The organism is Variovorax sp. UC122_21 (assembly GCF_044056785.1).
Classification (GTDB): Bacteria; Pseudomonadota; Gammaproteobacteria; order Burkholderiales; family Burkholderiaceae_C; genus Variovorax.
In genome coordinates this window covers 5,168,311-5,191,026 of the sequence record NZ_CP172004.1, presented here as the reverse complement: position 1 = coordinate 5,191,026, position 22,716 = coordinate 5,168,311, and the positions used below count along the sequence as shown (strand labels likewise).

The window sequence follows — 22,716 nt, the reverse complement described above, 5'->3', positions numbered from 1 at the left end:
AGGGCGTCATGGCGCGGTCCCAACGGGCCGCGACGGGCAAGAGTCAAAGAAACACAATGCAACATCACGATCCAGTCGGCACCCAGGAGGGCGAAAACGAAGCGGTTTCAGAGGCTCTGAAAAGCCGGCTCGCAGTCGCGGAAAACGTTCTGGCAACACTGTCGGTTGACCTCGATGAAGAACTTCGTTTCGGTTTTGGGCTGGTGGCGCTCACCGACCGCCGGCTGCTGGCGCTGGAGCCCGGTGGCAAAGGCGTGTGGCGTGAGTGGTCGCTCGCCGACCCGGCGCTCGAACTGCAGCTGAGCGACCAGTCCGGGGTCGGCCTGCTCGACCTCGTGGACGGGCGTGGCCGGCTGGTGCGCTGGCGCTACACGCTGGCCCAGCAGGTCGCCGCGCTGCGTCTGTTGCGGCTGTTCGGCCAGCGTGCCAACGCGGCGGGTGTCGCGCGCGCGACACCCGAGGCCGATGGCGACGAGGTCGACACCGAGCTCCAGACCCCGCCCTCGACCTGGGTGCTGCTGCGGCTGGGCCGCTTCGCGCGGCCCTACCGCAAGCAGCTGATCGCCGGCTTCTTCCTCACCGTGCTGTCCACGGCCGCCACCCTGGTGCCTCCGTACCTCACGATCCCGCTGATGGACGACATCCTGATCCCGTTCCAGAACGGGCAGAAGATCGATCCGATGCGCGTCGGCCTTTACCTGAGCGGGCTGCTCGGCGCGGCGCTGGTCGGCTGGGGCCTGGGCTGGGCGCGCACCTACCTGCTGGCGCTGGTGTCCGAGCGCATCGGCGCCGACCTGCGCACCACCACCTACGAGCACCTGCTGACCCTGCCGCTCGACTACTTCGGCGGCAAGCGCACCGGGGACCTGATGGCGCGCATCGGCTCCGAAACCGACCGCATCAACGTCTTCCTGTCGCTGCATGCGCTCGATTTCGCCAACGACGTGCTGATGATCGTCATGACGGCGGCGATCCTGATCTCGATCAATCCGCTGCTGGCCGTGGTCACGCTGGTGCCGCTGCCCTTCATCGCCTGGATGATCCACGTGGTGCGCGACCGGCTGCGCACCGGCTTCGAGAAGATCGACCGCGTCTGGTCCGAGGTCACCAACGTGCTGGCTGACACCATCCCCGGCATCCGCGTGGTCAAGGCCTTCGCGCAGGAGCGCCGCGAGGCCGAGCGTTTCCGCGCCGCCAACGCCTACAACCTGCAGGTCAACGACAAGCTCAACCGCACCTGGTCGGTGTTCACGCCCACGGTGTCGCTGCTGACCGAGATCGGCCTGCTGGTGGTCTGGGCCTTCGGCATCTGGCAGGTGGCGCGCGGCAGCATCACGGTGGGCGTGCTGACCGCCTTCATCGCCTACATCGGCCGCTTCTACACGCGCATGGACTCGATGAGCCGCATCGTCTCGGTGACGCAGAAGGCCGCGGCCGGCGCCAAGCGCATCTTCGACATCCTCGACCACGTGAGCAACGTGCCCGAGCCGGTCAACCCGGTGAAGGTGGAGCGCGTGCAGGGCGCCATCGAGATGAAGGCGCTGGGCTTTCGCTACGGCTCGCGCGCCGTCATCCACGACCTCGACCTGCGCATCGAGCCCGGCGAGATGATCGGCCTGGTGGGCCACAGCGGCTCGGGCAAGAGCACGCTGGTCAACCTGATCTGCCGCTTCTACGACGCCACCGAGGGCGCGATCGAGGTCGACGGCACCGACATCCGCCGCTTCGCCGTGGCCGACTACCGGCGCCACGTCGGGCTGGTGCTGCAGGAGCCCTTCCTGTTCTTCGGCACCATCGCGCAGAACATCGCCTACGGCAAGCCCGACGCCACGCGCGAGGAGATCGTGGCCGCGGCGCGCGCCGCCCATGCGCACGACTTCATCCTGCGGCTGCCGCATGGCTACGACTCGCTGGTGGGCGAGCGCGGCCAGGGCCTGTCGGGCGGCGAGCGCCAGCGCATCAGCATCGCGCGCGCGCTCTTGATCGACCCGCGCATCCTGATCCTCGACGAGGCCACCTCGGCGGTCGACACCGAGACCGAGAAGGAGATCCAGAAGGCGCTCGACAACCTCGTGCAGGGCCGCACCACGATCGCGATCGCGCACCGGCTCTCGACCCTGCGCAAGGCCGACCGCCTGGTGGTGATGGACCGCGGCGAGATCGTCGAGGTCGGCCCGCACGACGCGCTGATGGACAAGCAGGGCGCCTACTGGCGCCTCTACCAGGCGCAGCTGCGCCAGGGCGACGACGACGCCAGCGAAGGCGCGGCCAACGAGCGCGTGGGCGCGCAGGGCATCCCGGTGAGCCATGCGGCGCATCCGGCGGGAGAGGCATGATGGAAACCACGACGACCACCACCCCCGCCGACTTCGCGCTCGAGCGCGATGCCTTCGGCCGGTTGGTGCTGACCGATGCGCAGGGCCAGCGCCACGTGGGCATCTCGGCGGTGCGGGCCTTTCCGCTCAGCGCGCCGGACGAGGGCGTCTCGCTGGTCGGCGGCGAGGGCCGCGAGCTGGTGTGGATCGACCGCGTCGATCAACTGCCGCCCGCGGCGCGCGTGCTGCTCGAGGAAGAACTCGCGGTGCGCGACTTCGCGCCCACGCTGCTCAAGCTGCATGCCGTGTCGAGCTTCGGCGTGCCCAGCACCTGGACCGTGAGCACCGACCGCGGCGACACCCGCTTCGTGCTCAAGGCCGAGGAGGACATCCGCCGGCTCGAGCACGGCGCGCTGCTGATCGCGAGCGCGCACGGGGTGCAGTTCCGCATCGCCGACGTGAAGGCGCTCGACCGGGCGTCGCGCAAGCTGCTCGAGCGCTTTCTCTAGGTCAGCGAGAGCCCATCCAGCGCAGCGCCGCCCCGCCCGCGGTCGCGGCCACGCCGCTCGCGAAGGTGCCCCAGGCCATGTCGAGCAGCGACAGGCCCAGCGGCCAGCCCTTCATGATCGAGAGGTTGGTGAGGTCGTAGGTGGCATAGGCGAACAGGCCGAGCAGGGCGCCGAGCAGCGCGGTGCGCGCGAGGCTCGCGGCCTCGGCGCCGGGCAGCACCGCGAAGAACACCAGCCCCACCGGGTACAGCAGGTAGAACAGCGCCGCGAAGCCCAGCTTCGGCTCGGAGGCCATCAGGTGGCCCAGCCCCTGCTGGTAGAGGCTCTTGGCGATCACGCCGAGCCAGAGCGAATCGATCAGCGCCATCACGAGGAAGGTGGCGGCCCAGGCGGCGAGGTGTTTGGTGGTCATGGTGGCGGTGCGGATGGGTGGGTGGGGTGTCGCGGCCATCGTAGCGAGGCCCGCGCGCCGCCGGTAGCGGCTGCGGCGCGGGCTGCGAAAATCGCGCGTTCGGACTACACGGTCCGCCGTTCCCGCGCACCGACGCGCCCTGCCATCCATTGCCCGAGCCCACCATGCCCCTGCACACCACCGCCCTCGTCCTGTTCTCCGGCGGGCAGGACTCCACCACCTGCCTGGCCGACGCTCTCTCCAAATACCAGCGCGTCGAGACCCTGGGCTTCGACTACGGCCAGCGCCACCGCGTCGAGCTCGACGTGCGCGCCGGCATCCTGGCCTCGCTGCGCGCGCGCTTTCCCGACTGGGCGCCGCGCCTGGGCCAGGACCACGTGCTCACGCTCGCGGCGCTGGCGCAGCTCGGCGGTTCCTCGCTGACCGAGGAGGTCGCGTTCGAGATGCAGGCCGACGGCCTGCCCAACACCTTCGTGCCGGGACGCAACCTGCTGTTCCTCACGCTGGCCGGCGCGCTGGCCTACCGGCGCGGGCTGCAGGTGATCGTCACCGGCGTCTGCGAGACCGACTTCTCGGGCTACCCCGACTGCCGCGACGACACCATGAAGGCGATGCAGCTCGCGCTGTCGCTGGGGCTGGAGCGCCGGCTGGTGATCGACACGCCGCTGATGTGGATCGACAAGGCCGAGACCTGGCAGCTCGCGCACCGCCTCGGCGGCCAGCCGCTGGTGGACCTGATCGTGGAGGAGACCCACACCTGCTACCTGGGCGACCGCACGCACCGGCAGGCCTGGGGCTATGGGTGCGGGGAGTGCCCGGCGTGCGAGCTGCGCGCCAAGGGCTGGGCGCGCTATGCCGAGCCGGCCGTGCCCGGCACCACCTCCACGCGATAGCGCGCGGGCGCGCCCTCGGCCTCGGGCACCAGCGTCCAGCGCTGGGTGTGGAACTCGCCGACCGCGGCGCGGTGCGCGATCGAGACCATCGCGCCGCCTTTCTCGCGCACCATCCCGGCCAGCCGCTGGTAGAGCGTGCGCTCGGCCGGCGCGTCGAGCGCGCTGCTGATCTCGTCGGCGAAGATCCAGCGCGGCTTCTTGAGCAGCACGCGCGCGATCGCGAGCCGCTGCTGCTCGCCGCCCGAGAGCTTCTGGCCCCAGGCGTCGCTGTCGTCGAGGCGCGCCACGAGGTCGGGCAGCAGCGCATCGGCCAGGGCCTGGCGCAACTGGTCGTCGCTGAAATCCGTCGACGGGTTGGGATAGGTCAGCGCATCGCGCAGCTTGCCGTCGGGCACGTAGGGACGCTGGGGCATGAAGGCCACGTCCTCGGGCACCTCGAGCCGGCCCTTGGAGAACGGCCAGATGCCCGCGAAGGCGCGGAACAGCGTGGACTTGCCACTGCCCGAGGGGCCCTGCACCAGCACGCTGTCGCCGGGCTGCACCGACAGGGCGGCGCCGCTGAGCAGCGGCGTGCCGTTGGGCAGCGCGACCGACAGGTCCTGCGTGCTCAGCGCCGCGGCCGGCGCGCGCTCCAGCGTTTCCGGGCGCGCGGCGTGCGCGGTCATGCCCTCGTCGAAGCTCGAGAGACGGTCCGCGGTGGCGCGCCAGACGGCCAGGCTGTCGTAGTTGTCGACGAACCAGCTCAGCGACTCCTGCACCTTGCCGAAGGCCGAGCCGATCTGCATCAGGTGGCCGAGCTGGAAGGCGCCGCCGAAGTACTGCTGCCCCGCGACGAGGAACGGGAAGATCACGGCCGCCTGGCCGAAGAAGGAGGTGAAGGTGACGAGGTTCTTCTGCTGCTTGATCAGCAGCAGGTAGTTGCGCAGCACGTTGCCGAAGCGCGTGTCGAGCTGGGCGCGCTCGACCTTCTCGCCGTGGTCCAGCGCCACCGCTTCGCTGTATTCGCGCACGCGCATCAGGTGGTGCCGGAAGTCGGCCTCGTAGCGCTGCTGGCGGAAGTTGATCCCGATCAGCGGGCGGCCGATGAAGTGGGTGATCGCGGTGCCCACGATGGAATAGGCGAGCGCGATCCAGACCATCGCGCCCACCACCTGGTAGGTGGTGCCGCTGAAGGTGAACGAGAAGTTGCCCGACAGGCCCCAGAGCAGGCCGATGAAGCTCATCAGCGTCACGACCGCGTTCAGCAGGCCCATCGACAGCGACATGGTGGCGCTGGTGAACATCTGCACGTCTTCCTGGATCCGCTGGTCGGGGTTGTCGGGCGCCTGGCCTTCCTTGCCCGCGTAGCGCGCGAGCTCGAGGTGGTAGAAGGTCCGGTCGGCCATCCAGCGCGACATGTATTCGCGCGTCATCCAGGTGCGCCAGCGCAGCTGCAGCAGCTGCGTCACGTAGAACTTGAGCACCTGCACCGCGATGTTGAAGAAGGCGATCCAGCCGAACACGCCGACCTCGCGCCAGAAGCTCGCCGCATCCTTGTTCTGCAGCGCATCGTAGAAGCGCCCATACCACTGGTTGCCGAGCACCGCCACGTACACGTAGCCCAGGTTGAGCGCGACGATGGTCGCGAACATGAGCCGCGCCTTCCATTTCTCGTCGGACCGGAAGTAGGGCGCCGCGAGCTTGAAGACGCGGCGCAGCACCTGCAGGAAGGTCTGGGCGCGTTCGTTGACGGTGGGGGACATGCTGGCTTTCCTCGCTGGCGCGGGCGCGCCGGTCATCGTGAGGAGGCCATGGTAGACAAATGTTTCTTAAACCGGGCTGAAACATGCCGGCACGGCATGCGACCCGCGTCCCGCGCCCTTTAGTACGTGTCCAGCATCGCCCGCGCCGCGGTCGCCAGGAAGTGCGAGAGCGGCGGCGTCCTCAGGCCCTCGACCTTCGCCTCCTCGTCCCACAGCCGCAGCCGGATCGCATCGCCCGACCACGGGTGGTCGGCGAAGCGCCGCGCGGCCGCGTCGTTCATCGGGCCGCCCTGCAGCTGCAGGCTGCGCACCGAATCGGGCGACAGTCGCGAGAAGTAGTCGGGCCGGGTCGCGCAGAGGTAGCGCTTGGCATCCACGTGCAGCCGGATCGGCTCGCGCACCTCGAGGCCGAAGGCGCCGCGCAGCAGCGGCAGCGCGATGTACTGGTGGCGGTCGTCGATGCCGAGCTCGGTCGGCGAGCGCTCGAGGGTCTGGTGCTCGGCGATCAGCAGGTGGCCCAGGTCGTGCAGCAGCGCGGCCGTGACCAGCGCATCGCCGGCCTCGGCCTGTTCGGCCAGCCAGGCGCATTGCAGCGCGTGCTCGGCCTGCGACACCGGCTCGCCCGCATAGGCCACGCCGCCGCGTTCGGCAAAAAGGCGGGCGATCTCGGCGAGGTCGAGTGTCATTGTTCTGAAACGGAGCGCATGCGACAGCACACCGAAGTTCGCGTATCTCGATGACAAGGCCATGACTGCCCGCGCGAGCCCGGTCGCGGGAAGGGTTTTGGCATGCCCCAACGCATGCGTTTGACAAATGCCTGTCACATGCCGCTGCGAGCATCGCCGCGTCCACGGCAGGCCCACGCCACCGTGTTGCGTTTTCGTTTTTTCTCCCGTTTCTCGCTCCAATCTTTCCCGAGGGATCTCACATGCTGCGTCGTTGTCTTCGCTGGGCCGCCGTGCCCGCCCTGCTTTCGCTGGCCTTCGCCGCCACCGCCCAGGGCCGCACCGAGCTGCTGGTCTACACCGCGCTCGAAGCCGACCAGGTGCAGGCCTACAAGGCCGCGTTCGAGAAGGAGAACCCGAGCATCGAGCTGAAGTTCGTGCGCGACTCCACCGGCATCGTCACCGCCAAGCTGCTGGCCGAGAAGGCCAACCCGCAGGCCGACGTGGTGTGGGGCCTGGCCGCCACCTCGCTGATGCTGCTCGACAAGGAAGGCATGCTGCAGCCCTACGCGCCCAAGGGCCTCGACGCGGTGAAGCCCACCATGCGCGATCCGGCCAACCCGCCCAAGTGGGTCGGCATGGACGTGTGGTCCTCGGCCATCTGCTTCAACACCGCCGAAGCGACGAAGAAGAACCTGCCCAAGCCCACGAGCTGGGCCGACCTGACGAACCCGGTCTACAAGGGCCAGATCACGATGCCCAACCCGGCCGCTTCGGGCACCGGCTACCTGATGGTCTCGGGCTGGATCCAGATGATGGGCGAGCACAAGGCCTGGAAGTACATGGATGCGCTGCACCAGAACATCGGCATCTACAGCCAGTCGGGCAGCAAGCCCTGCCGCCAGGCCGGCGCCGGCGAGTTCGCGCTCGGCATGTCCTTCGAGTACCGCGCCAACAAGACCAAGCGCGACGGCGCGCCGATCGACATCGTGCTGCCGAAGGAAGGCCTGGGCTGGGACATGGAAGCCACCGGCATCATCAAGACCAGCAAGAAGCAGGACGCCGCCAAGGCACTGGCCGACTGGGCCGTGACGAAGCAGGCCAACGAGCTCTATGCGAAGAACTTCGCGGTGCTCGCGCTGCCGGGGATCCAGGAAAAGCTGGAATTCGTGCCGGGCGACGTGGAGAAGCTGCTGGCCAAGAACGACTTCACCTGGGCCGCCGCGAACCGCGACCGCATCCTGGCCGAGTGGTCCAAGCGCTACGAATCGAAGTCGGAAAAGAAGCCGATGTGATCTGAATACGGGCAGCCGGACGCAGAGGACGCGAAGGTTTCGCGAAGGACGCAAAAAATGCAGGAGAAATCCTTTCATGGATTCCTTTCGCGTTCTTTGCGAAATCTTCGCGCCCTTCGCGTACGGAAGTCCGATCCCGTATTTGCTTCAGCTTGACCATTGACATGACCAGCTTCCTGTCCCTCCGCGGCATCGAAAAATCCTTCGGCGCGACGCGCGTGCTCGACGGCATCGATCTCACCATCGAACCCGGCGAGTTCGTCTGCCTGCTCGGCCCCTCGGGCTGCGGCAAGACGACCTTGCTGCGCATCGTCTGCGGCATCGAGCGCGCGGACCGCGGGCAGATCCTGCTAGGCGGCCAGGACATCGCGGGCCTGCCGCCGGCGGCGCGCGGCTTCGGCGTGGTGTTCCAGTCGTATGCGCTGTTCCCCAACCTGACGGCGGCGCAGAACATCGCCTACGGCCTGCATCCCACGGGTGCGCTGGCGCGCGAGATGGCCAAGCGTTCGCGCGAGATGCTCGACCTGGTGGGCCTGGCGGCGCATGCCGACAAGTACCCGGTGCAACTCTCGGGCGGCCAGCAGCAGCGCGTGGCACTGGCCCGCGCGCTCGCGCCCAATCCGCGGCTGCTGCTGCTCGACGAGCCGCTGTCGGCGCTCGATGCGCAGGTGCGCGCGAGCCTGCGCACCGAGATCCGCGCGCTGCAGAAGCGCCTGGGCATCGTCACCATCATGGTCACGCACGACCAGGAAGAGGCACTCTCGATGGCCGACCGCGTGGTGCTGATGCACGACGGTCGCATCGAACAGGCTGGCACGCCCGACGAGCTCTACCGCCAGCCGCGCACGCGTTTCGTCGCGGGCTTCGTCGGCCGCATGAACATGCTGCCGGCCACGGTGCTGGCCGACGGCAAGGTGCGCGTGCGCGACGCCGAACTGTTCTGCGCCCCCGGCAACCTCAGCGTGGGCTCGCAGGCCACCGTGGGCATCCGTCCCGAACACGTGGTGGTGAAGCGCTTCGGTGCCGAACTCGGCGCCAACAGCTTCGCGGCCCGTCTGCTCGACACCGAGTTCTTCGGCAACCGCACCGCCGCGCGCCTGGCCTGCGAGCCGCTGGGCATCGAGATCGAGGCCGAGCTGCCGGCCGATGCGCAAGGCAACGGCGGCGAGCCGCTGGTGCCGAGCAGCATGGTGCATATCCAGTTGCCCTTGCATGCGTTGTCGGTGCTGGCGCACTGAATGACGTGTTGTCTGGCGATGCAAGGTTCGGGGCGGACTCACGCCGACGGGGTACTCCCCTCCGCGAATGTCCCCCGGCCTGCGGCCTCCTCCTTTATTTCGCTGCGGGGAGTACCCCATCGACGTGAGTCTGGAGCAGGTCGGTTGAACCGGCTGGCACCACCGCAGCGCCCACGTGCACAGGGCAGTGGGTGCTTCCCGCAGCGAAATAAAGGAGGAGCCGAAGGCGGGGGACATTCGCGGAGGGAAGTACCCGCTGTCCTGTGCACGCGCCCCGGACAATCAAAATGAGCAGCACCCAAGAAGCCATTGCAGCAATCCCCGTAGCGCAGATACGCGCCAACGCCATAGACCGCGAACGCTGGCTCACCGGCGCCGCCGTACTGCTCGTCGTCGCACTGCTGCTGGGCATCGTCGCCTTCCCCGTCAGCGCCCTCGTAGGCCAGAGCTTCTTCGACCGCGAAGGCGGCTTCGTGGGCCTCGCCAATTTCGCGCGCTACCTCGACAACCCCGCCCTGGTCCAGTCCGCCTTCAACAGCCTCTGGCTGGCCGCGATCAGCGCCGTGATCTGCACCGCCATCGCCTATGTCTATGCCTACGGCCTCACGCTCTCGTGCATGCCGGCCAAGGGCGTGCTGCGCGCCGTCGCGTTGATACCGCTGCTCGCGCCCTCGTTGCTGCCCGCCATCAGCCTGGTCTACCTGTTCGGCAACCAGGGCCTGTTCAAGGGCCTGCTCGGTGGCGCGTCCATCTACGGTCCGCTGGGCATCGTGCTGGGCTCGGTGTTCTGGACCCTGCCGCATGCGCTGCTGATCCTCACCACCGCGATGGCGACCTCCGACGGTCGCCTCTACGAGGCCGCGCAGACCCTCGGTGCCTCGCGCTGGCGCATGTTCCGCACCGTCACCTTGCCGTCCACGCGCTACGGGCTGATCGTGGCCGCGATGGTGGTGTTCGTGCTGGTGATCACCGACTTCGGCGTGCCCAAGGTGGTGGGCGGCCAGACCGGCGTGCTCGCGACCGACATCTACAAGCAGGTGGTCGGACAGCAGAACTTCCAGATGGGCGCGGTGGTGGGCTTCGTGCTGCTGATCCCGGCCGTGCTGTCCTTCCTGGTCGAACGCCATGTGCGGCGCAAGCAGGCCGCCGCGCTGTCGGCGCGTGCCACGCCCTACCAGCCCGAGCCCGTGCGTACGCGCGACCGCGCGCTGCTCGTGTTCTGCGCGCTCACGGCCTGCGCCATCCTCTTGATGATCGGCATGGCCGTGTTCGCCTCGCTCGCCACCTACTGGCCCTACCAGCTCGCGCCCTCGTTCAAGAACTACGACTTCAGCAACATGGACGGCGGCGGCTGGGGCAGCTACTTCAACTCGCTGCGGCTCGCGGTCTGCGCCGCCGTGGCGGGCGCGCTCCTCACCTTCGTCTCGGCCTACCTGGTCGAGAAGCCGCGCCACTTCGGCCTGTTGCGCGAGCTGCTGAACCTGCTGGCCAACCTGCCGCTCGCCGTGCCGGGCCTGGTACTCGGCGTGGGCTACATCTTCTTCTTCATCTCGCCCTCGAACCCGCTGCGCGCCATCTACGGCAGCATGACCATCCTCGTGGTCTGCACCGTGGCCCACTTCTTCTCGGTCGCGCATCTCACCTCGTTGACCGCGTTGCGCCAGCTCGACCGCGAGTACGAGCTGGTTTCCGAATCGATGGGCATCCCGTTCTGGCGCACCCTGTGGCGCGTGCACCTGCCGGTCGCGCTGCCCACGGTGCTCAACGTCGGCGGCTACTTCTTCGTCAATGCGATGACCACCGTCTCGGCCGTCGTGTTCCTCTATTCGCCGCAGACCACGCTGGCCGCCATCGCCGTGCTCAACATGGACGATGCCGGCGACGTGGCGCCCGCCGCGGCCATGGCCTCGCTGATCATGCTCACGGCCGCCGCCGGCCGCGGCCTGTTCGCGCTGGCCGGCCGCTGGGCGCTCGTGCGCACCCAAGCCTGGAGACACCGTTGACCGCCGCTCCCAACTCCTCCTCGTTCGACGTCATCGTCGTCGGCGCCGGCATCGTCGGCCTCGCGCATGCCTACGCCGCCGCCAAGCGCGGCCTGCGGGTCTGCGTGGTCGAACGCGACGCCGCCTGCATCGGCGCCTCGATCCGCAACTTCGGCTTCATCACCGTGACCGGCCAGGCGCCGGGCGACAGCTGGCGCCGCGCTATGCATTCGCGCGACGTGTGGCAGGAGATCGCGCCGCAGGCCGACATCGACATCGTGCACCGCCACCTGTGGCTCGCGGCCTACCGGCCCGAGGCGCATGCGGTGCTCGAGGCCTTCATGCGCACGCCCATGGGCGAGGCCTGCCAACTCATCGATGCCGCCGAGGCCCAGGCCAAGGCGCCCGCGCTGCACCTGGCCGAGGCGCGCTCGGTGCTGTTCAGCCCGCACGAGCTGCGCGTGGAATCGCGCACCGCGATCGCCCGGCTCGCCACCTGGCTGGCGCGCGCGCATGGCGTGACCTTCCGCTTCGGCGAGGCCGTGCTCGAGGTGCAGACGCCGCGCGTGCGCACCTCGCGCGGCGAGCTGCATGCCGAGCGCGTGGTGGTCTGCACCAACAGCGAACTGCACGGCCTGTTCGCCGATCGCATCGCGGCCCACGACCTCACCCTGTGCCGGCTGCAGATGCTGCGCGTGCAGCCCGAGGCCGGCTTCCGGCTGCCGGGCGCGGTGATGATGGACCTGAGCCTGGTGCGCTACGAGGGCTACAGCACGCTGCCCGAGGCGGCCGCGCTGCGCGAGCGCCTGCAGCAGGAAGAAGCGGCTTCGCTCGCGCACGGCATCCACCTGATCGTGGTGCAGAGCGCCGACGGCTCGCTGGTGGTCGGCGATTCGCACCACTACGCCGCCGCGCCCGAGCCCTTCGCGCTGGAGGAGGTCGACCGCCTGATCCTGCGCCACCTGCGCAGCACGCTCGACCTCGAGAGCGCGCAGATCGTCGAGCGCTGGAACGGCGTCTATCCCTCCTCGAAGACCACGCCCTGCGTGATCGACGCGCCCGACGACGCGACCCGCGTGGTGCTGGTCACCAGCGGCACCGGCGCCAGCACCGGCTTCGGCATCGCGCACGACGTGTTCGCCGGCTGGTGACATCCCATTCTCCTGAACCAAACTTCGCCATGTCCGATCTGCATTCCTCGAAACTCCAGGCCGTCGTCTTCGACTGGGCCGGCACCATCCTCGACTTCGGCTCCTGCGCGCCCATGGGCGCGTTCGTGAAGCTGTTCGAGCAGTTCGGCATCGAGATCACCATCGCCGAGGCGCGCGGCCCGATGGGCATGGCCAAGTGGGACCACATCAAGGCGCTGGGCTCGCAGCCGCGCATCGCCGCGCAGTGGGAGGCGAAGCATGGCCATGCCTTCAATGATGCCGACGTCGACCGGCTCTACGAGGTGTTCACGCCGATGAATGCCGCGAGCGCGCGCGACCATGCCGACTTCATCCCGGGCGCGCTCGACGCCGTGGCCGCGGCGCGTGCGCGCGGCCTGAAGATCGGTTCGACCACCGGCTACAACCGCCCGATCATGGAAGTGGTCGCGGCCATCGCCGCGCAGGGCGGCTACGTGCCCGACAACATCGTGTGCGCGGGCGACCTGGCGGCCGGCCGGCCTTCGCCGCTGATGATGTACCGCTGCTTCGCCGACCTCGGCGTGTGGCCGGCCCATACCGTGGTGAAGGTCGACGACACCGGCGTGGGCCTCGAGGAAGGCCTGAACGCCGGCACCTGGGCCGTGGGCCTCGCGGTCAGCGGCAACGTGATGGGGCTGACCCTGGCCGAATGGCAGGCGCTCGGCGCCGACGAGCAGCAGGCGCGCCGCGAGCAGGCCACCGAGCAGCTGAAGGCGGCCGGCGCGCACTACGTGATCGACAGCGTGGCCGAGCTCATGCCGGTGTTCGACGACATCGAGCGCCGCCTCGCCGCCGGCGAGCGTCCCGCGGTTCGCTGACTCTCTCTCTTTCTCCCTCCCCCGCTGGGGGAGGGCCGGGGTGGGGGCACGCAGCCTCCGCACGATGCGCCGCCTGCCCCCATCCCCACCTTCCCCCAGAGGGGGAAGGAGCAAGACGACATCCCAATCGGCGCAGCGTCCGACTTGACCGCACCCCGAGCGGTCCTAGCATGCCTCGCATGCGAAACCTCTTCCTCGCACTCTGCTGCTGCCTCGGCCTGATGGCCGCCGGCTGCGACGACAAGCCCAGGCCGGGCGGTCCGATGCCCAAGGCCTCGGCCGCGCAGCCGCTGGTCGCGCCGTCGGTGGGCTGACAAGCCCCGGGCATTGCCGCGCCGCCCGGGCGCGGTGCGCTCGTGCGCCATCGCGTCTTGCCTTGTATGCTCGACCTCGCCGTCTTCCCGACGGCCGCATGCAGGACAAGAAAGAGAACGATGACGGAGACGCTCGCCGCACGCCACCCCTCCCACCAGCCCGATTCGCGCTACGCCATGGTGCGGCTCGGCCTCACGCTGCTGATCATGACGGTCGGCAGCAGCGGCATGTACGTGGTGTCGGTGATGCTGCCCTCGGTGCAGGCCGAGTTCGGCATCGACCGCGCGCAGGCCTCGCTGCCCTACACGCTGCTGATGCTGGGCTTCGGCATCGGCGGCGTGCTCATGGGCAAGCTGGCCGACCGCTTCGGCATCATGTGGCCGCTGCTCGGCGGCGCCGTCTGCCTCGGGCTCGGCTACGTCGCCTCGGGCCTCGCGGGCGGCATCGTCTCCTTCACCATCGCCCAGACCCTGCTGGTCGGCCTGCTCGGCAGCTCGGTGGCCTTCGCGCCGCTGGTGGCCGACACGTCGCTGTGGTTCGTCAAGCGGCGCGGCATCGCGGTGGCGATCTGCGCCAGCGGCAACTACGTGGCCGGCGCGGTGTGGCCGCCGATCGTGCAGCACTTCATCGAGACCGTGGGCTGGCGCCAGACCTACATCGGCATGGGCCTGTTCTGCAGCGTCACGATGGTGGCGCTGGCCTTCTGCTTCCGCGCGCGTCCGCCGGCGGCCGTCGCCGCACCGCCCGTGGCCGGCCCCGGCGGCGCCGCGGTGCGCAACCTCGCGCGGCCCTTCGGCTTCAGCACCGGCGCAGCGCAGGGCCTGCTGTGCGTGGCGGGCGTGGCCTGCTGCGTGGCGATGGCGATGCCGCAGGTGCACATCGTGGCCTACTGCAGCGACCTCGGCTTCGGCGCCGCGCGCGGCGCGCAGATGCTCTCGCTGATGCTGGCCTTCGGCGTGGTGAGCCGGCTGGTGTCGGGCGCCATCTGCGACCGCATCGGCGGGCTGCGCACGCTGCTGCTCGGCGGCGCGCTGCAGTGCGTGGCGCTGCTGCTGTTCCTGCCCTTCGACGGGCTGGTGCCGCTGTACGTGGTGTCGGCGCTGTTCGGCCTGTTCCAGGGCGGCATCGTGCCCTCGTACGCGATCATCGTGCGCGAGCACTTCCCGGCCTCCGAGGCGGGCGCGCGCGTGGGCACGGTGCTGATGTTCACGCTGTTCGGCATGGCGCTCGGCGGCTGGATGTCGGGCAAGGTGTTCGACCTCACGGGCAGCTACCACGCGGCCTTCCTCAACGGCATCGGCTGGAACCTGGTCAACGTCTCGATCGCGGCCTTCCTGCTCTACCGCGTCATGGGGCGCGGGCGCCGCGTCGCGCCGGCCTGAGCCACCGGCCGGGCGGCTGGAGGCGGCAGAGTATATTCAAGCCACAATCCCACCGAGCCGACCCCCGATGCCCGCCTCCAAGCCCACCGCCCGCCGCCCCGACGTTCGCCCGCGCGCGCGCCGTGCCGCCCATGCGGAACCGGCGCTGAAGGACGAGGCGCCGGGCGCGCGCGCCGACACGCTGACCGACCAGGTCTACCAGCGGCTGCGCCAGTCGCTGATGACCGGCGCGCTGCTGCCCGAGCAGGTGCTGACCGTGCGCGGCGTGGCCGAGAGCCAGGGCGTGAGCCTGACGCCGGTGCGCGAGGCGGTGCAGCGGCTGGTGGTGGAGCACGGGCTCGAGGTGGTCAACGGCCGCACCATCCGCGTGCCGCGCCTCGACGTCGAGACCTACCGCGAGATCCTCAAGATCCGCATGGAGCTCGAATGCCTGGCCGCCAAGGAGGCCGCGCCGCGCATCTCGAACGACGAGATCGAGCGCCTCGACGGCGTGGTGCAGGCGCACCTGTCGGCCATCCAGGCCGGCGACGCGCATCGCACCCTGCTCGAGAACACCGAATTTCATCTCTCGATATATCGAGCCTCGGGCCAGGCCATCCTGATCCGCATCATCGAGAGCCTGTGGCTGCGCGTCGGCCCCACGCTGAACCTGCTGTTCCCGCAGTACTGCGGCAGCCTCACAGGGCACGAGACGCATCTGACGGCCATGGACGCCCTGCGCCGGCGCGATGGCGACGCGCTCGGACAGGCGATGCGCGACGACCTCACGCACGGCTCGCGCTACCTGATCCGGCTGCTCAAGCCCTGAAAAAGCGGGCGGCGCGGGTTTTTGCGTAGACAGAATATATTCTGATCGCCTAAAGTGCGGCCCAAGGCCTCGTTGCCGGGGCTCCAGTTCCTTCGTCTGTTCGAAGAAAGGCCGTCGCATGAAGCTGAATCTCTCCCGCCGCGAGTTCCACCTGGCCAGCGCCCACATGCTGCTGGCCTCTTCCGCCGGCTCGCTGCTGCTCGGGGCCTCGGGCCCGGCCGCCGCGCAGTCGCGCTCGGTCAAGCTCGGCACCTTCGGCGCCATCGATGCGCAGAACTACATCCGCGCGAAGAACATGGCGGCCAAGACCTTCGGCGCCGGCACCAGCGCCGACTTCGTGACCGTGCGCGCGGGCTCCGAGGTGATCGCTGCCATGGCCGGCGGCAGCCTCGACATGTGCAACATCGGCTCCAGCCCGATGATGGTCGGCTACGCCAACGGGCTGAAGGCCTCGATGGTCTACGTCTACAAGAACATCGTCGACAGCGAATGCCTGGTGGTGCAGGGCAACTCGGGCATCACCACGGTGGCGGGGCTCAAGGGCAAGAAGATCGGCCTGCCGTTCAACACCTCGGTGCACTTCGCGGCGGTGGCGGCGCTCAAGACCGCGGGCATCGGGCTGGCGGACGTGCAGCTCATCAACATGCGCGCCGACCAGATCGCCTCGGCCTGGCAGCGCCGCGAGATCGATGCCAGCTACATCTGGGTGCCGGTGCTGCCGCGCCTGACCGACGACGGCGGCAAGATCATCTTCAAGACCGGCGACCTCAACAAGAACAACCTGCTGATCTTCGACGGCCTGCTGGTGCGCGACGAGTTCAAGCAGAAGTCGCCCGACCTGGTGCTGGCCTTCCTCAAGGACTACGAGCAGATCGCGCGCACCTTCAAGCAGGAGCCGAAGGAAGTGGTCGAGACCATGACGAAGTTCCTCAACGTCGACGAGGCCGCGGTGATGCGCTCGCTCAACACCTTCTACCCGGTGCCCGCGCGCGAGCAGCTGCAGAGCCACTGGATGGGCAAGCCCGGCGAGAAGGACACGGGCGTGCTCAAGACCCTGCAGACGCAGGCGCAGTTCCTGCTGGAGTCGGCGCAGATCTCGGCCATGCCGAAGGACCTGAGCGGGCTCGTCGATTCGAGCTTCGTCGCCAAGATGGCCGCCTGAGGCCATGGGACTGCCACCGCAGCAGGCGGGCACGCCCAAGGTCCGTTTCGAGGAAGTCTCCAAGCGCTTCGGCGACGGCCCCGACGCGGTACAAGCGCTGGAGCCGATCACGCTCGACATCGCCGAGGGCGCCTTCACCTGCCTGCTCGGCCCCTCGGGCTGCGGCAAGAGCACGTTGCTGAACATCCTCGCGGGCTTCGAGCAGCCCACGGCCGGCCGCGTGCTGATGGACGGCCAGCCGGTGCGCGGCCCCGATCCGCGCCGTGGCGTGGTGTTCCAGCAGGGCGCGCTGTTCACCTGGATGCGCGTGATCGACAACGTGGCCTTCGGGCCGCTGGCCACGGGCAAGTCGTCCGCCGAGGCCATGCGCATCGCCTCGCAGTACCTCGAGATGGTCGGCCTCACGAGCTTTGCGAAGCGCTATCCCTACGAGCTCTCGGGCGGCATGCAGCAGCGCGTGGGCATCGCGCGCGCGCTCGCCAATTCGCCCGAGATCCTGCTGATGGACGAGCCCTTCGCCGCGCTCGACGCGCAGACGCGCGAGCTGCTGCAGGAGGAGATCAAGCGCATCTGGCACGAGACGCGCAAGACCGTGCTGTGGATCACCCACAGCATCGACGAGGCGCTGTTCCTCGCCACCGAGATCGTCGTGATGTCGGCGCGGCCCGGACGCATCAAGGCGAAGTTCCACCCGGGCTTCGCGCAGAGCGACGACCCGGCCGTGGTCGCGAGCGCCGAGTTCGCGCGCATGAAGGCCGAGATCTTCGGCCTGCTGCGCGAGGAGGCGCTGGCCGCGCAGCACCAGGAGGCCCAGCGATGAGCGCCGCATCCAATCGGCCGAACGGCGCGCGCGGCCGCGCGCGCTGGATCAACCTCGGCTCCTTCGCCGCGCTGTTCGTGCTGTGGCTGCTGATCACCGTGCCGATCGTGGGCGACCAGCCGCTGGTCGCGCCGCTGTTCCTGCCTTCGCCGATGTCGGTGTGGAACACCTTTTTGCAGCTCATGCAGAACGGCTACCAGGGCAAGACGCTCGCGCACCACCTGGGCATCAGCCTGTTCCGCTTCGGCGTGGCCTTCGGGCTCACGGTGCTGGTGGCGGTGCCGCTGGGGCTGTGGATGGGCATGAACGAGACCGTGAAGGCGCTGCTCGATCCGCCGATCGAGATCACGCGGCCGATGCCCAAGCTCGCGCTGCTGCCGCTGCTCATCATCTGGTTCGGCATCGGCGAGGTCTCGAAGATCGTGATCATCGTGCTCGCGCTGTTCCCGATCCTCTCGATCAGCGCCATGCAGGCGGTGCGCGCGGTGGGCCGGCGCAAGGTGCAGGCCGCGATGGCGCTCGGCGCCTCGCGCACCATGATCTTCCGGCGCGTGATCTTCCCGGCCAGCCTGCCGGGCATCTTCACCGGCGTCCGCGTCAGCATCGGCCTGGGCGTGACCATGCTGGTGGGCGCCGAGATGATCGCCACCAACGCGGGCATCGCCTACATGGCGATGTCGGCCTCCGACTTCCTGCTCACCAACGTCGTGATCGTCGGCGCGCTGATCATGGCGATCCTCGGCTACCTGCTCGACCTGCTGGCGCGGGCGCTCGAAAACAAGGTCGTCCACTGGGGCGGCAAGGAAGGATGAAGCGACCATGGCACTGACACTCCCCGAGCAAGGCGCGTCCTGGCCCGAGCTGCAGCGGCGGCTCGAGGAGGCCGGCCGCGGCGACGCCGACTGGCGCAACGGCCGCGTGCCGATGTTCATCCACTACGCGGGCGAGGACGTGCTCGAGGTGGCCAAACAGGCCTACCTGATGTACTTCTCCGAGAACGGCCTGGGCCCGCGCGCCTTCGCGAGCCTCGCGACCTTCGAGCGCGAGGTGGTGGAGATGGGCCTCGCGCTGCTGCATGGCGGTGCCGAGTCGCGCGGTGCCATGACCACCGGCGGCACCGAGAGCATCTTCCTCGCGGTCAAGTGCGCGCGCGACCGCGCGCTGGCGCGCCGCCCCGGCATGGCCAAGCCCGAGATCCTGATGCCGCAGAGCGCGCATCCGGCCTTCGACAAGGCCGCGCACTTCCTCGGCCTGGTGCCGGTGCGCACGCCGCTGGCGGCCGACTTCCGCGCCGACCCGGCGGCGATGCGCGCCGCCTTCACGCCCGACACCGCGATGGTGGTGGGCTCGGCGCCGGCCTTTCCGCATGGCGTGGTCGACCCCATTCCCGAGATCGCGGCGCTGGCGCGCGAGCAGGGCTGCTGGATGCATGTCGATGCCTGCGTGGGCGGCTACTTCGCGCCGTTCGCGCGCGAGCTCGGCGCCGACATCCCCGATTTCGATTTCGCGGTCGAGGGCGTGACCTCGATCTCGGCCGACCTGCACAAGTACGGCTACACCGCCAAGGGCGCCTCGACCCTGTTCTTCGCCGATCCCGAGGTCTTCGCGCTGATGGGCTACTACTTCGACGACTGGCCGCGCGGCCAGTACTTCACCCACACGCTGGTGGGCACGCGCGCGGGCGGCGCCATCGCCGCGGCCTGGGCGGTGATGAACTACCTGGGCCATGCGGGCTATCTGCGCGTGACCGAGCGCGTGCTCGCGACGCGGCGCGCGATGCAGCAGGGCCTCGATGCGCTGGGCCTGCCCACGCTGGGCCGGCCCGAGCTGTCGATCTTCGCCTTCGGCTCGCCCGCGCGCGACATGGGCGCCATCGGCCGCGGCCTCGGCGCGCGCGGCTGGACCGTGGGCTACGTGAAGAACCCCGACGGCATCCACCACATGCTGAACCTCACGCACGAGCCGGTGGTGGGGCAGTACCTGGGCGACGTGGCGGCGGTGCTGGAGGATCCGGCGACCTTGGCGGATGGCGGTGCTGGCGGGGTGGTGGCGCAGTATTGAACGCGGGAGCGGACAGCCGTACGCAGAGGACGCGAAGGTTTCGCGAAGAGCGCGAAAGAGTCAAAAGAAACTTCTTGATGTTTTCTTTCGCGTCCTTCGCGCAACCTTCGCGCCCTCTGCGTCCGGAAACCCGCTTTCAGCAGCCATCTCAGGCTGTGTGCGGATGGCGCGCGCGCTCGTACAGCGTGCGCGCGAGTTCGCGGTGCCGCGCGAGCAGCGGCGGCAGTTCGAGATCGACGAAGCGGCCCTCGCGGATGCGCACCTGCCCATCGATGATGCTGAGCGCGGCCGAGGCCGGCGTGCAGAACACCAGCGCCGCCACCGGGTCGTGCCATGCGCCCGCGTGCGACACGCCGCGCAGGTCGAAGCCCACCACGTCGGCCGACATGCCCGGCGCGAGCGCACCGATGTCGTCGCGGCCCAGCACGCGCGCGCCGCCCAGGGTCGCGATCTCGAGCGCCTCGCGCGCCGTCATCGCGGCCGGGCCATGGCCCACGCGCTGCAGCAGCATGGCCTGGCGCGCCTCGCCGAGCAGGTGGGCGCCGTCGTTCGAGGCGCTGCCGTCCACGCCCAGGCCCACCGGCACGCCGGCGCGGCGCATGGCGCCGATGGGCGCGATGCCCGAGGCCAGCCGCATGTTCGAGCACGGGCAATGGGCCACGCCGGTGCCGGTGCGGCCAAACAGGGCGATGCCCGCGGGGTCGAGCTTCACGCAGTGCGCATGCCAGACGTCGCGGCCGACCCAGCCCAGGTCCTCGGCGTACTCGGCCGGCGTCATGCCGAACTTCTCGCGCGAGTAGGCGACGTCGTTGTCGTTCTCGGCCAGGTGCGTGTGCAGCGACACGCCGCGCTCGCGCGCGAGCAGCGCCGAGTCGCGCATGAGCTCGCGCGAGACCGAGAACGGCGAGCAGGGCGCGAGCACGATGCGCCGCATCGAGTGGCGCGAGGCGTCGTGCCAGCGGTCGATCAGCCGCTCGCTGTCGCGCAGGATCGCGGCCTCGCTCTCCACCACCTCGTCGGGCGGCAGGCCGCCGGCGCTGCGGCCCACGCTCATGCTGCCGCGCGCGGCATGGAAGCGCATGCCCATCGCGGTGGCGGCTTCGATCGAATCGTCGAGCCGCGCGCCGTTGGGGAACAGGTAGAGATGGTCGCTGGTGGTGGTGCAGCCCGAGAGCATCAGCTCGGCCATCGCGGTCTGGGTCGACACGCGGATCATCTCGGGCGTGAGCCGCGCCCACAGCAGGTAGAGGTTGGTGAGCCAGCCGAACAGCTCGGCGTCCTGCGCCTCGGGCACCGCGCGCGTGAGGCTCTGGTACATGTGGTGGTGCGTGTTCACCAGGCCCGGCATCAGCACGTGGCCGTGCAGGTCGATGGCCTCGGCGGCGCCGCTGCGCAGCGCCTCGAGGTAGACCGGCGGCAGCTCGGCCGTGGCACCGACCCAGGCGATGGCCGGCCCGTCGATCACCAGCGCGCCATCGGCGATCTCGCGCCGCTCGGCGTCCATGGTGACGAGCACGTCGGCGTGGCGCAGCACGCGCAGCGGCCGGGGCGAGGAAGCGGTGGAGGAAGTCATGTCATTCGGTTCCGTGCGAGGTGCGTGCCGCCAGTGTGAAGGAACGCTCCCTCGACTGCACGCCGTTGTAGAAGAGATTGAGCAGCACCGCGGCGACCGTGCCCAGCACGATGCCGCTGTGCGTCAGCGGATGGGTCCAGGCCGGGAAGTGCTGGAAGAAGTTCGGCGACAGCGTGGGGATCAGGCCGAGGCCGACCGAGATCGCGATCACGTAGAGCGCATGGCGCTCGCGCGCGTAGTCGATGCTGCCGAGGATGCGGATGCCGGTCGCGGCGACCATGCCGAACATCACGATGCCCGCGCCGCCGAGCACGAAGGAGGGCACCGAGGCCACCACGTGCGCGACCTTGGGGAACAGCGCGAGCGCGATCAGCAGCACGCCGCCGCCGGCCGCCACGTAGCGCGAGCGCACGCCCGTGACCGTGACCAGCCCCACGTTCTGCGAGAACGAGGTGTAGGGGAAGGTGTTGAACACGCCGCCGATCACCGTGCCCAGGCCGTCGGCGCGCAGGCCGCGCGACAGCGCGTCGGTGTCGACCTTGCGGCCCGTGATCTCGCCGAGCGCGAGGAACATGCCGGTCGATTCGACCAGGGTGATCAGCATCACGATGCACATCGAGGCGATGGCCGTGAGCTCGAAGCGCGGAAGGCCGAAGTGGAAGGGCGTGGTCAGGGCCATCCAGCTCGCTTCCTCGAGGCCGTCGAACTGCATGCGGCCGAGCGCCAGCGACAGCCCCACGCCGAAGACGATGCCCAGCAGCACCGCGATGTTGGCGACGAGGCCCTTGCCGAAGCGCGTGATCCCGATGATCGCCGCCAGCACGGCCGCGGCGATGGCGAGGTTCACCGGCTCGCCGTAGGCCGGGTTGGCCACCGCATGCGCCACGCCCTCGATGCTGCGCGTCGAGGTGGGCTGCCCGCCCGCGGCCCAGTGGATCGCCACCACCATCAGCGAGACGCCGATCAGCGTGATGACCGTGCCCGTCACCAGCGGCGGGAACACGCCGAGCACGCGTCCCATCAGCGGCGCGAGCACGATGCCGAACAGCCCCGCCACGATGGTGGCGCCGTAGATCGCGGGCAGGCCCAGCGAGGGATCGATGCCGATGGCGATCATCGGGCCCACGGCCGCGAAGGTCACGCCCATCATCACGGGCATGCGGATGCCGAAGCGCCAGAACCCTAGCGCCTGCACCAGCGTGGCGATGCCCGCGGCGAGCAAATCGGCATTGATGAGGAAGGCGATGTCGGCCTTCGAGAGGCCGAGCGCGCCGCCCACGATCAGCGGCACCGCCACCGTGCCCGCGTACATCACGAGCACGTGCTGCAGGCTCAGCGCGCCGCAGCGCACCAGGGGAAGCTTCTGGTCGACCCCTTCGCCGTCTCCTGCGGGGGTCTTTTTCTTTCGTTCGAAAGCATGGGACTGTTCCTTCCGGCCGATGACCGGCGCGGCAGTCTAGGAGCCATGCCTTCGAACGCGCAAAGTCAATAAATGGCGCGCCCCGTGCACAAAAAGTGGACGGCCCCCGGCGCCGT

20 protein-coding genes are annotated in these 22,716 nt (G+C 69.4%); 15 read left to right on the top strand and 5 right to left on the bottom strand.

Translation table 11 applies throughout. From position 1 onward, the window contains the following. Positions 1–56 precede the first annotated feature (56 nt). Both ACHMXE_RS37160 and ACHMXE_RS37155 read left to right on the top strand, forming a co-directional pair. On the top strand, positions 57–2,336 hold the full coding sequence (locus ACHMXE_RS37160; RefSeq protein WP_209546403.1) for an ABC transporter ATP-binding protein: 2,280 nt from the start codon (positions 57–59) through the stop codon (positions 2,334–2,336). Next, positions 2,333–2,824, top strand: coding sequence for a DUF1854 domain-containing protein (locus ACHMXE_RS37155; protein ID WP_209546406.1), 492 nt, complete (start codon positions 2,333–2,335; stop codon positions 2,822–2,824). The genes ACHMXE_RS37160 and ACHMXE_RS37155 overlap by 4 nt, the downstream gene beginning before the upstream one ends. Position 2,825: 1 nt before the next feature. Here the strand turns inward: ACHMXE_RS37155 and ACHMXE_RS37150 are convergent, their stop codons facing one another. Beyond that, on the bottom strand, positions 2,826–3,236 hold the full coding sequence (locus ACHMXE_RS37150; protein WP_395348775.1) for a DUF2177 family protein: 411 nt from the start codon (positions 3,234–3,236) through the stop codon (positions 2,826–2,828). Positions 3,237–3,400: 164 nt separating this feature from the next. On the opposite strand from ACHMXE_RS37150, the gene queC reads away from it, so the two are divergent. Further along, entirely contained in the window at positions 3,401–4,129 is a 729-nt protein-coding gene (queC, locus tag ACHMXE_RS37145) for a 7-cyano-7-deazaguanine synthase QueC (protein WP_203204509.1), read from the top strand. Here queC and ACHMXE_RS37140 read toward each other — a convergent pair. After that, a complete protein-coding gene (locus ACHMXE_RS37140) occupies positions 4,087–5,871 on the bottom strand; it encodes an ABC transporter ATP-binding protein/permease (RefSeq protein WP_395348774.1) in 1,785 nt (594 codons plus the stop codon). The genes queC and ACHMXE_RS37140 overlap by 43 nt on opposite strands. Positions 5,872–5,990: 119 nt before the next feature. Continuing rightward, positions 5,991–6,557 (bottom strand): phosphonate degradation HD-domain oxygenase, encoded by a 567-nt coding sequence (locus tag ACHMXE_RS37135; protein WP_395348773.1) that lies wholly within the window; start codon positions 6,555–6,557, stop codon positions 5,991–5,993. A gap of 242 nt (positions 6,558–6,799) precedes the next feature. Between ACHMXE_RS37135 and ACHMXE_RS37130 the strand changes: the two genes are divergently transcribed. The 12 genes from ACHMXE_RS37130 (at position 6,800) to ACHMXE_RS37075 (ending at position 19,607) form a co-directional block, all read left to right on the top strand. Further along, positions 6,800–7,831 (top strand): putative 2-aminoethylphosphonate ABC transporter substrate-binding protein, encoded by a 1,032-nt coding sequence (locus ACHMXE_RS37130; protein WP_395348772.1) that lies wholly within the window; start codon positions 6,800–6,802, stop codon positions 7,829–7,831. A gap of 164 nt (positions 7,832–7,995) precedes the next feature. Continuing rightward, complete coding sequence (locus ACHMXE_RS37125) at positions 7,996–9,069, top strand: ABC transporter ATP-binding protein (protein WP_395348771.1); 1,074 nt, start codon at positions 7,996–7,998, stop codon at positions 9,067–9,069. 287 nt (positions 9,070–9,356) lie between these two features. Next, on the top strand, positions 9,357–11,072 hold the full coding sequence (locus ACHMXE_RS37120; protein ID WP_395348770.1) for a putative 2-aminoethylphosphonate ABC transporter permease subunit: 1,716 nt from the start codon (positions 9,357–9,359) through the stop codon (positions 11,070–11,072). Continuing rightward, the gene (locus tag ACHMXE_RS37115) at positions 11,069–12,202 is read left to right on the top strand and encodes a TIGR03364 family FAD-dependent oxidoreductase (RefSeq protein WP_395348769.1); all 1,134 of its coding nucleotides are present in this window, start codon (positions 11,069–11,071) and stop codon (positions 12,200–12,202) included. Before ACHMXE_RS37120 ends, ACHMXE_RS37115 begins: the two co-directional genes overlap by 4 nt. A 29-nt stretch (positions 12,203–12,231) precedes the next feature. Then, entirely contained in the window at positions 12,232–13,059 is an 828-nt protein-coding gene (phnX, locus tag ACHMXE_RS37110; RefSeq protein ID WP_395348768.1) for a phosphonoacetaldehyde hydrolase, read from the top strand. A gap of 179 nt (positions 13,060–13,238) precedes the next feature. Beyond that, a complete protein-coding gene (locus tag ACHMXE_RS37105) occupies positions 13,239–13,373 on the top strand; it encodes a hypothetical protein (RefSeq protein WP_395348767.1) in 135 nt (44 codons plus the stop codon). A 120-nt stretch (positions 13,374–13,493) separates the two neighbouring features. Continuing rightward, entirely contained in the window at positions 13,494–14,756 is a 1,263-nt protein-coding gene (locus ACHMXE_RS37100; protein ID WP_395348766.1) for an MFS transporter, read from the top strand. 67 nt (positions 14,757–14,823) lie between these two features. Beyond that, positions 14,824–15,564 (top strand): GntR family transcriptional regulator, encoded by a 741-nt coding sequence (locus tag ACHMXE_RS37095; RefSeq protein ID WP_395348765.1) that lies wholly within the window; start codon positions 14,824–14,826, stop codon positions 15,562–15,564. Positions 15,565–15,682: 118 nt separating this feature from the next. Further along, a complete protein-coding gene (locus ACHMXE_RS37090; protein WP_209546431.1) occupies positions 15,683–16,726 on the top strand; it encodes an ABC transporter substrate-binding protein in 1,044 nt (347 codons plus the stop codon). Positions 16,727–16,730: 4 nt separating this feature from the next. Further along, positions 16,731–17,546, top strand: a complete 816-nt coding sequence (locus tag ACHMXE_RS37085; protein ID WP_395348764.1) for an ABC transporter ATP-binding protein — start codon at positions 16,731–16,733, stop codon at positions 17,544–17,546. Then, positions 17,543–18,358 (top strand): ABC transporter permease, encoded by an 816-nt coding sequence (locus ACHMXE_RS37080; RefSeq protein ID WP_395348763.1) that lies wholly within the window; start codon positions 17,543–17,545, stop codon positions 18,356–18,358. Before ACHMXE_RS37085 ends, ACHMXE_RS37080 begins: the two co-directional genes overlap by 4 nt. A gap of 7 nt (positions 18,359–18,365) precedes the next feature. Further along, positions 18,366–19,607 (top strand): pyridoxal phosphate-dependent decarboxylase family protein, encoded by a 1,242-nt coding sequence (locus ACHMXE_RS37075; protein ID WP_395348762.1) that lies wholly within the window; start codon positions 18,366–18,368, stop codon positions 19,605–19,607. A 148-nt stretch (positions 19,608–19,755) separates the two neighbouring features. On the opposite strand, the gene ACHMXE_RS37070 is transcribed toward ACHMXE_RS37075, so the two are convergent. Together ACHMXE_RS37070 and ACHMXE_RS37065 are read right to left on the bottom strand one after the other, a co-directional pair. Then, complete coding sequence (locus ACHMXE_RS37070) at positions 19,756–21,180, bottom strand: 8-oxoguanine deaminase (protein WP_395348761.1); 1,425 nt, start codon at positions 21,178–21,180, stop codon at positions 19,756–19,758. A gap of 1 nt (position 21,181) precedes the next feature. Continuing rightward, positions 21,182–22,534: a nucleobase:cation symporter-2 family protein gene (locus tag ACHMXE_RS37065; protein WP_395352966.1), complete on the bottom strand. Its 1,353-nt coding sequence runs from the start codon at positions 22,532–22,534 to the stop codon at positions 21,182–21,184. Positions 22,535–22,716 lie beyond the last annotated feature (182 nt).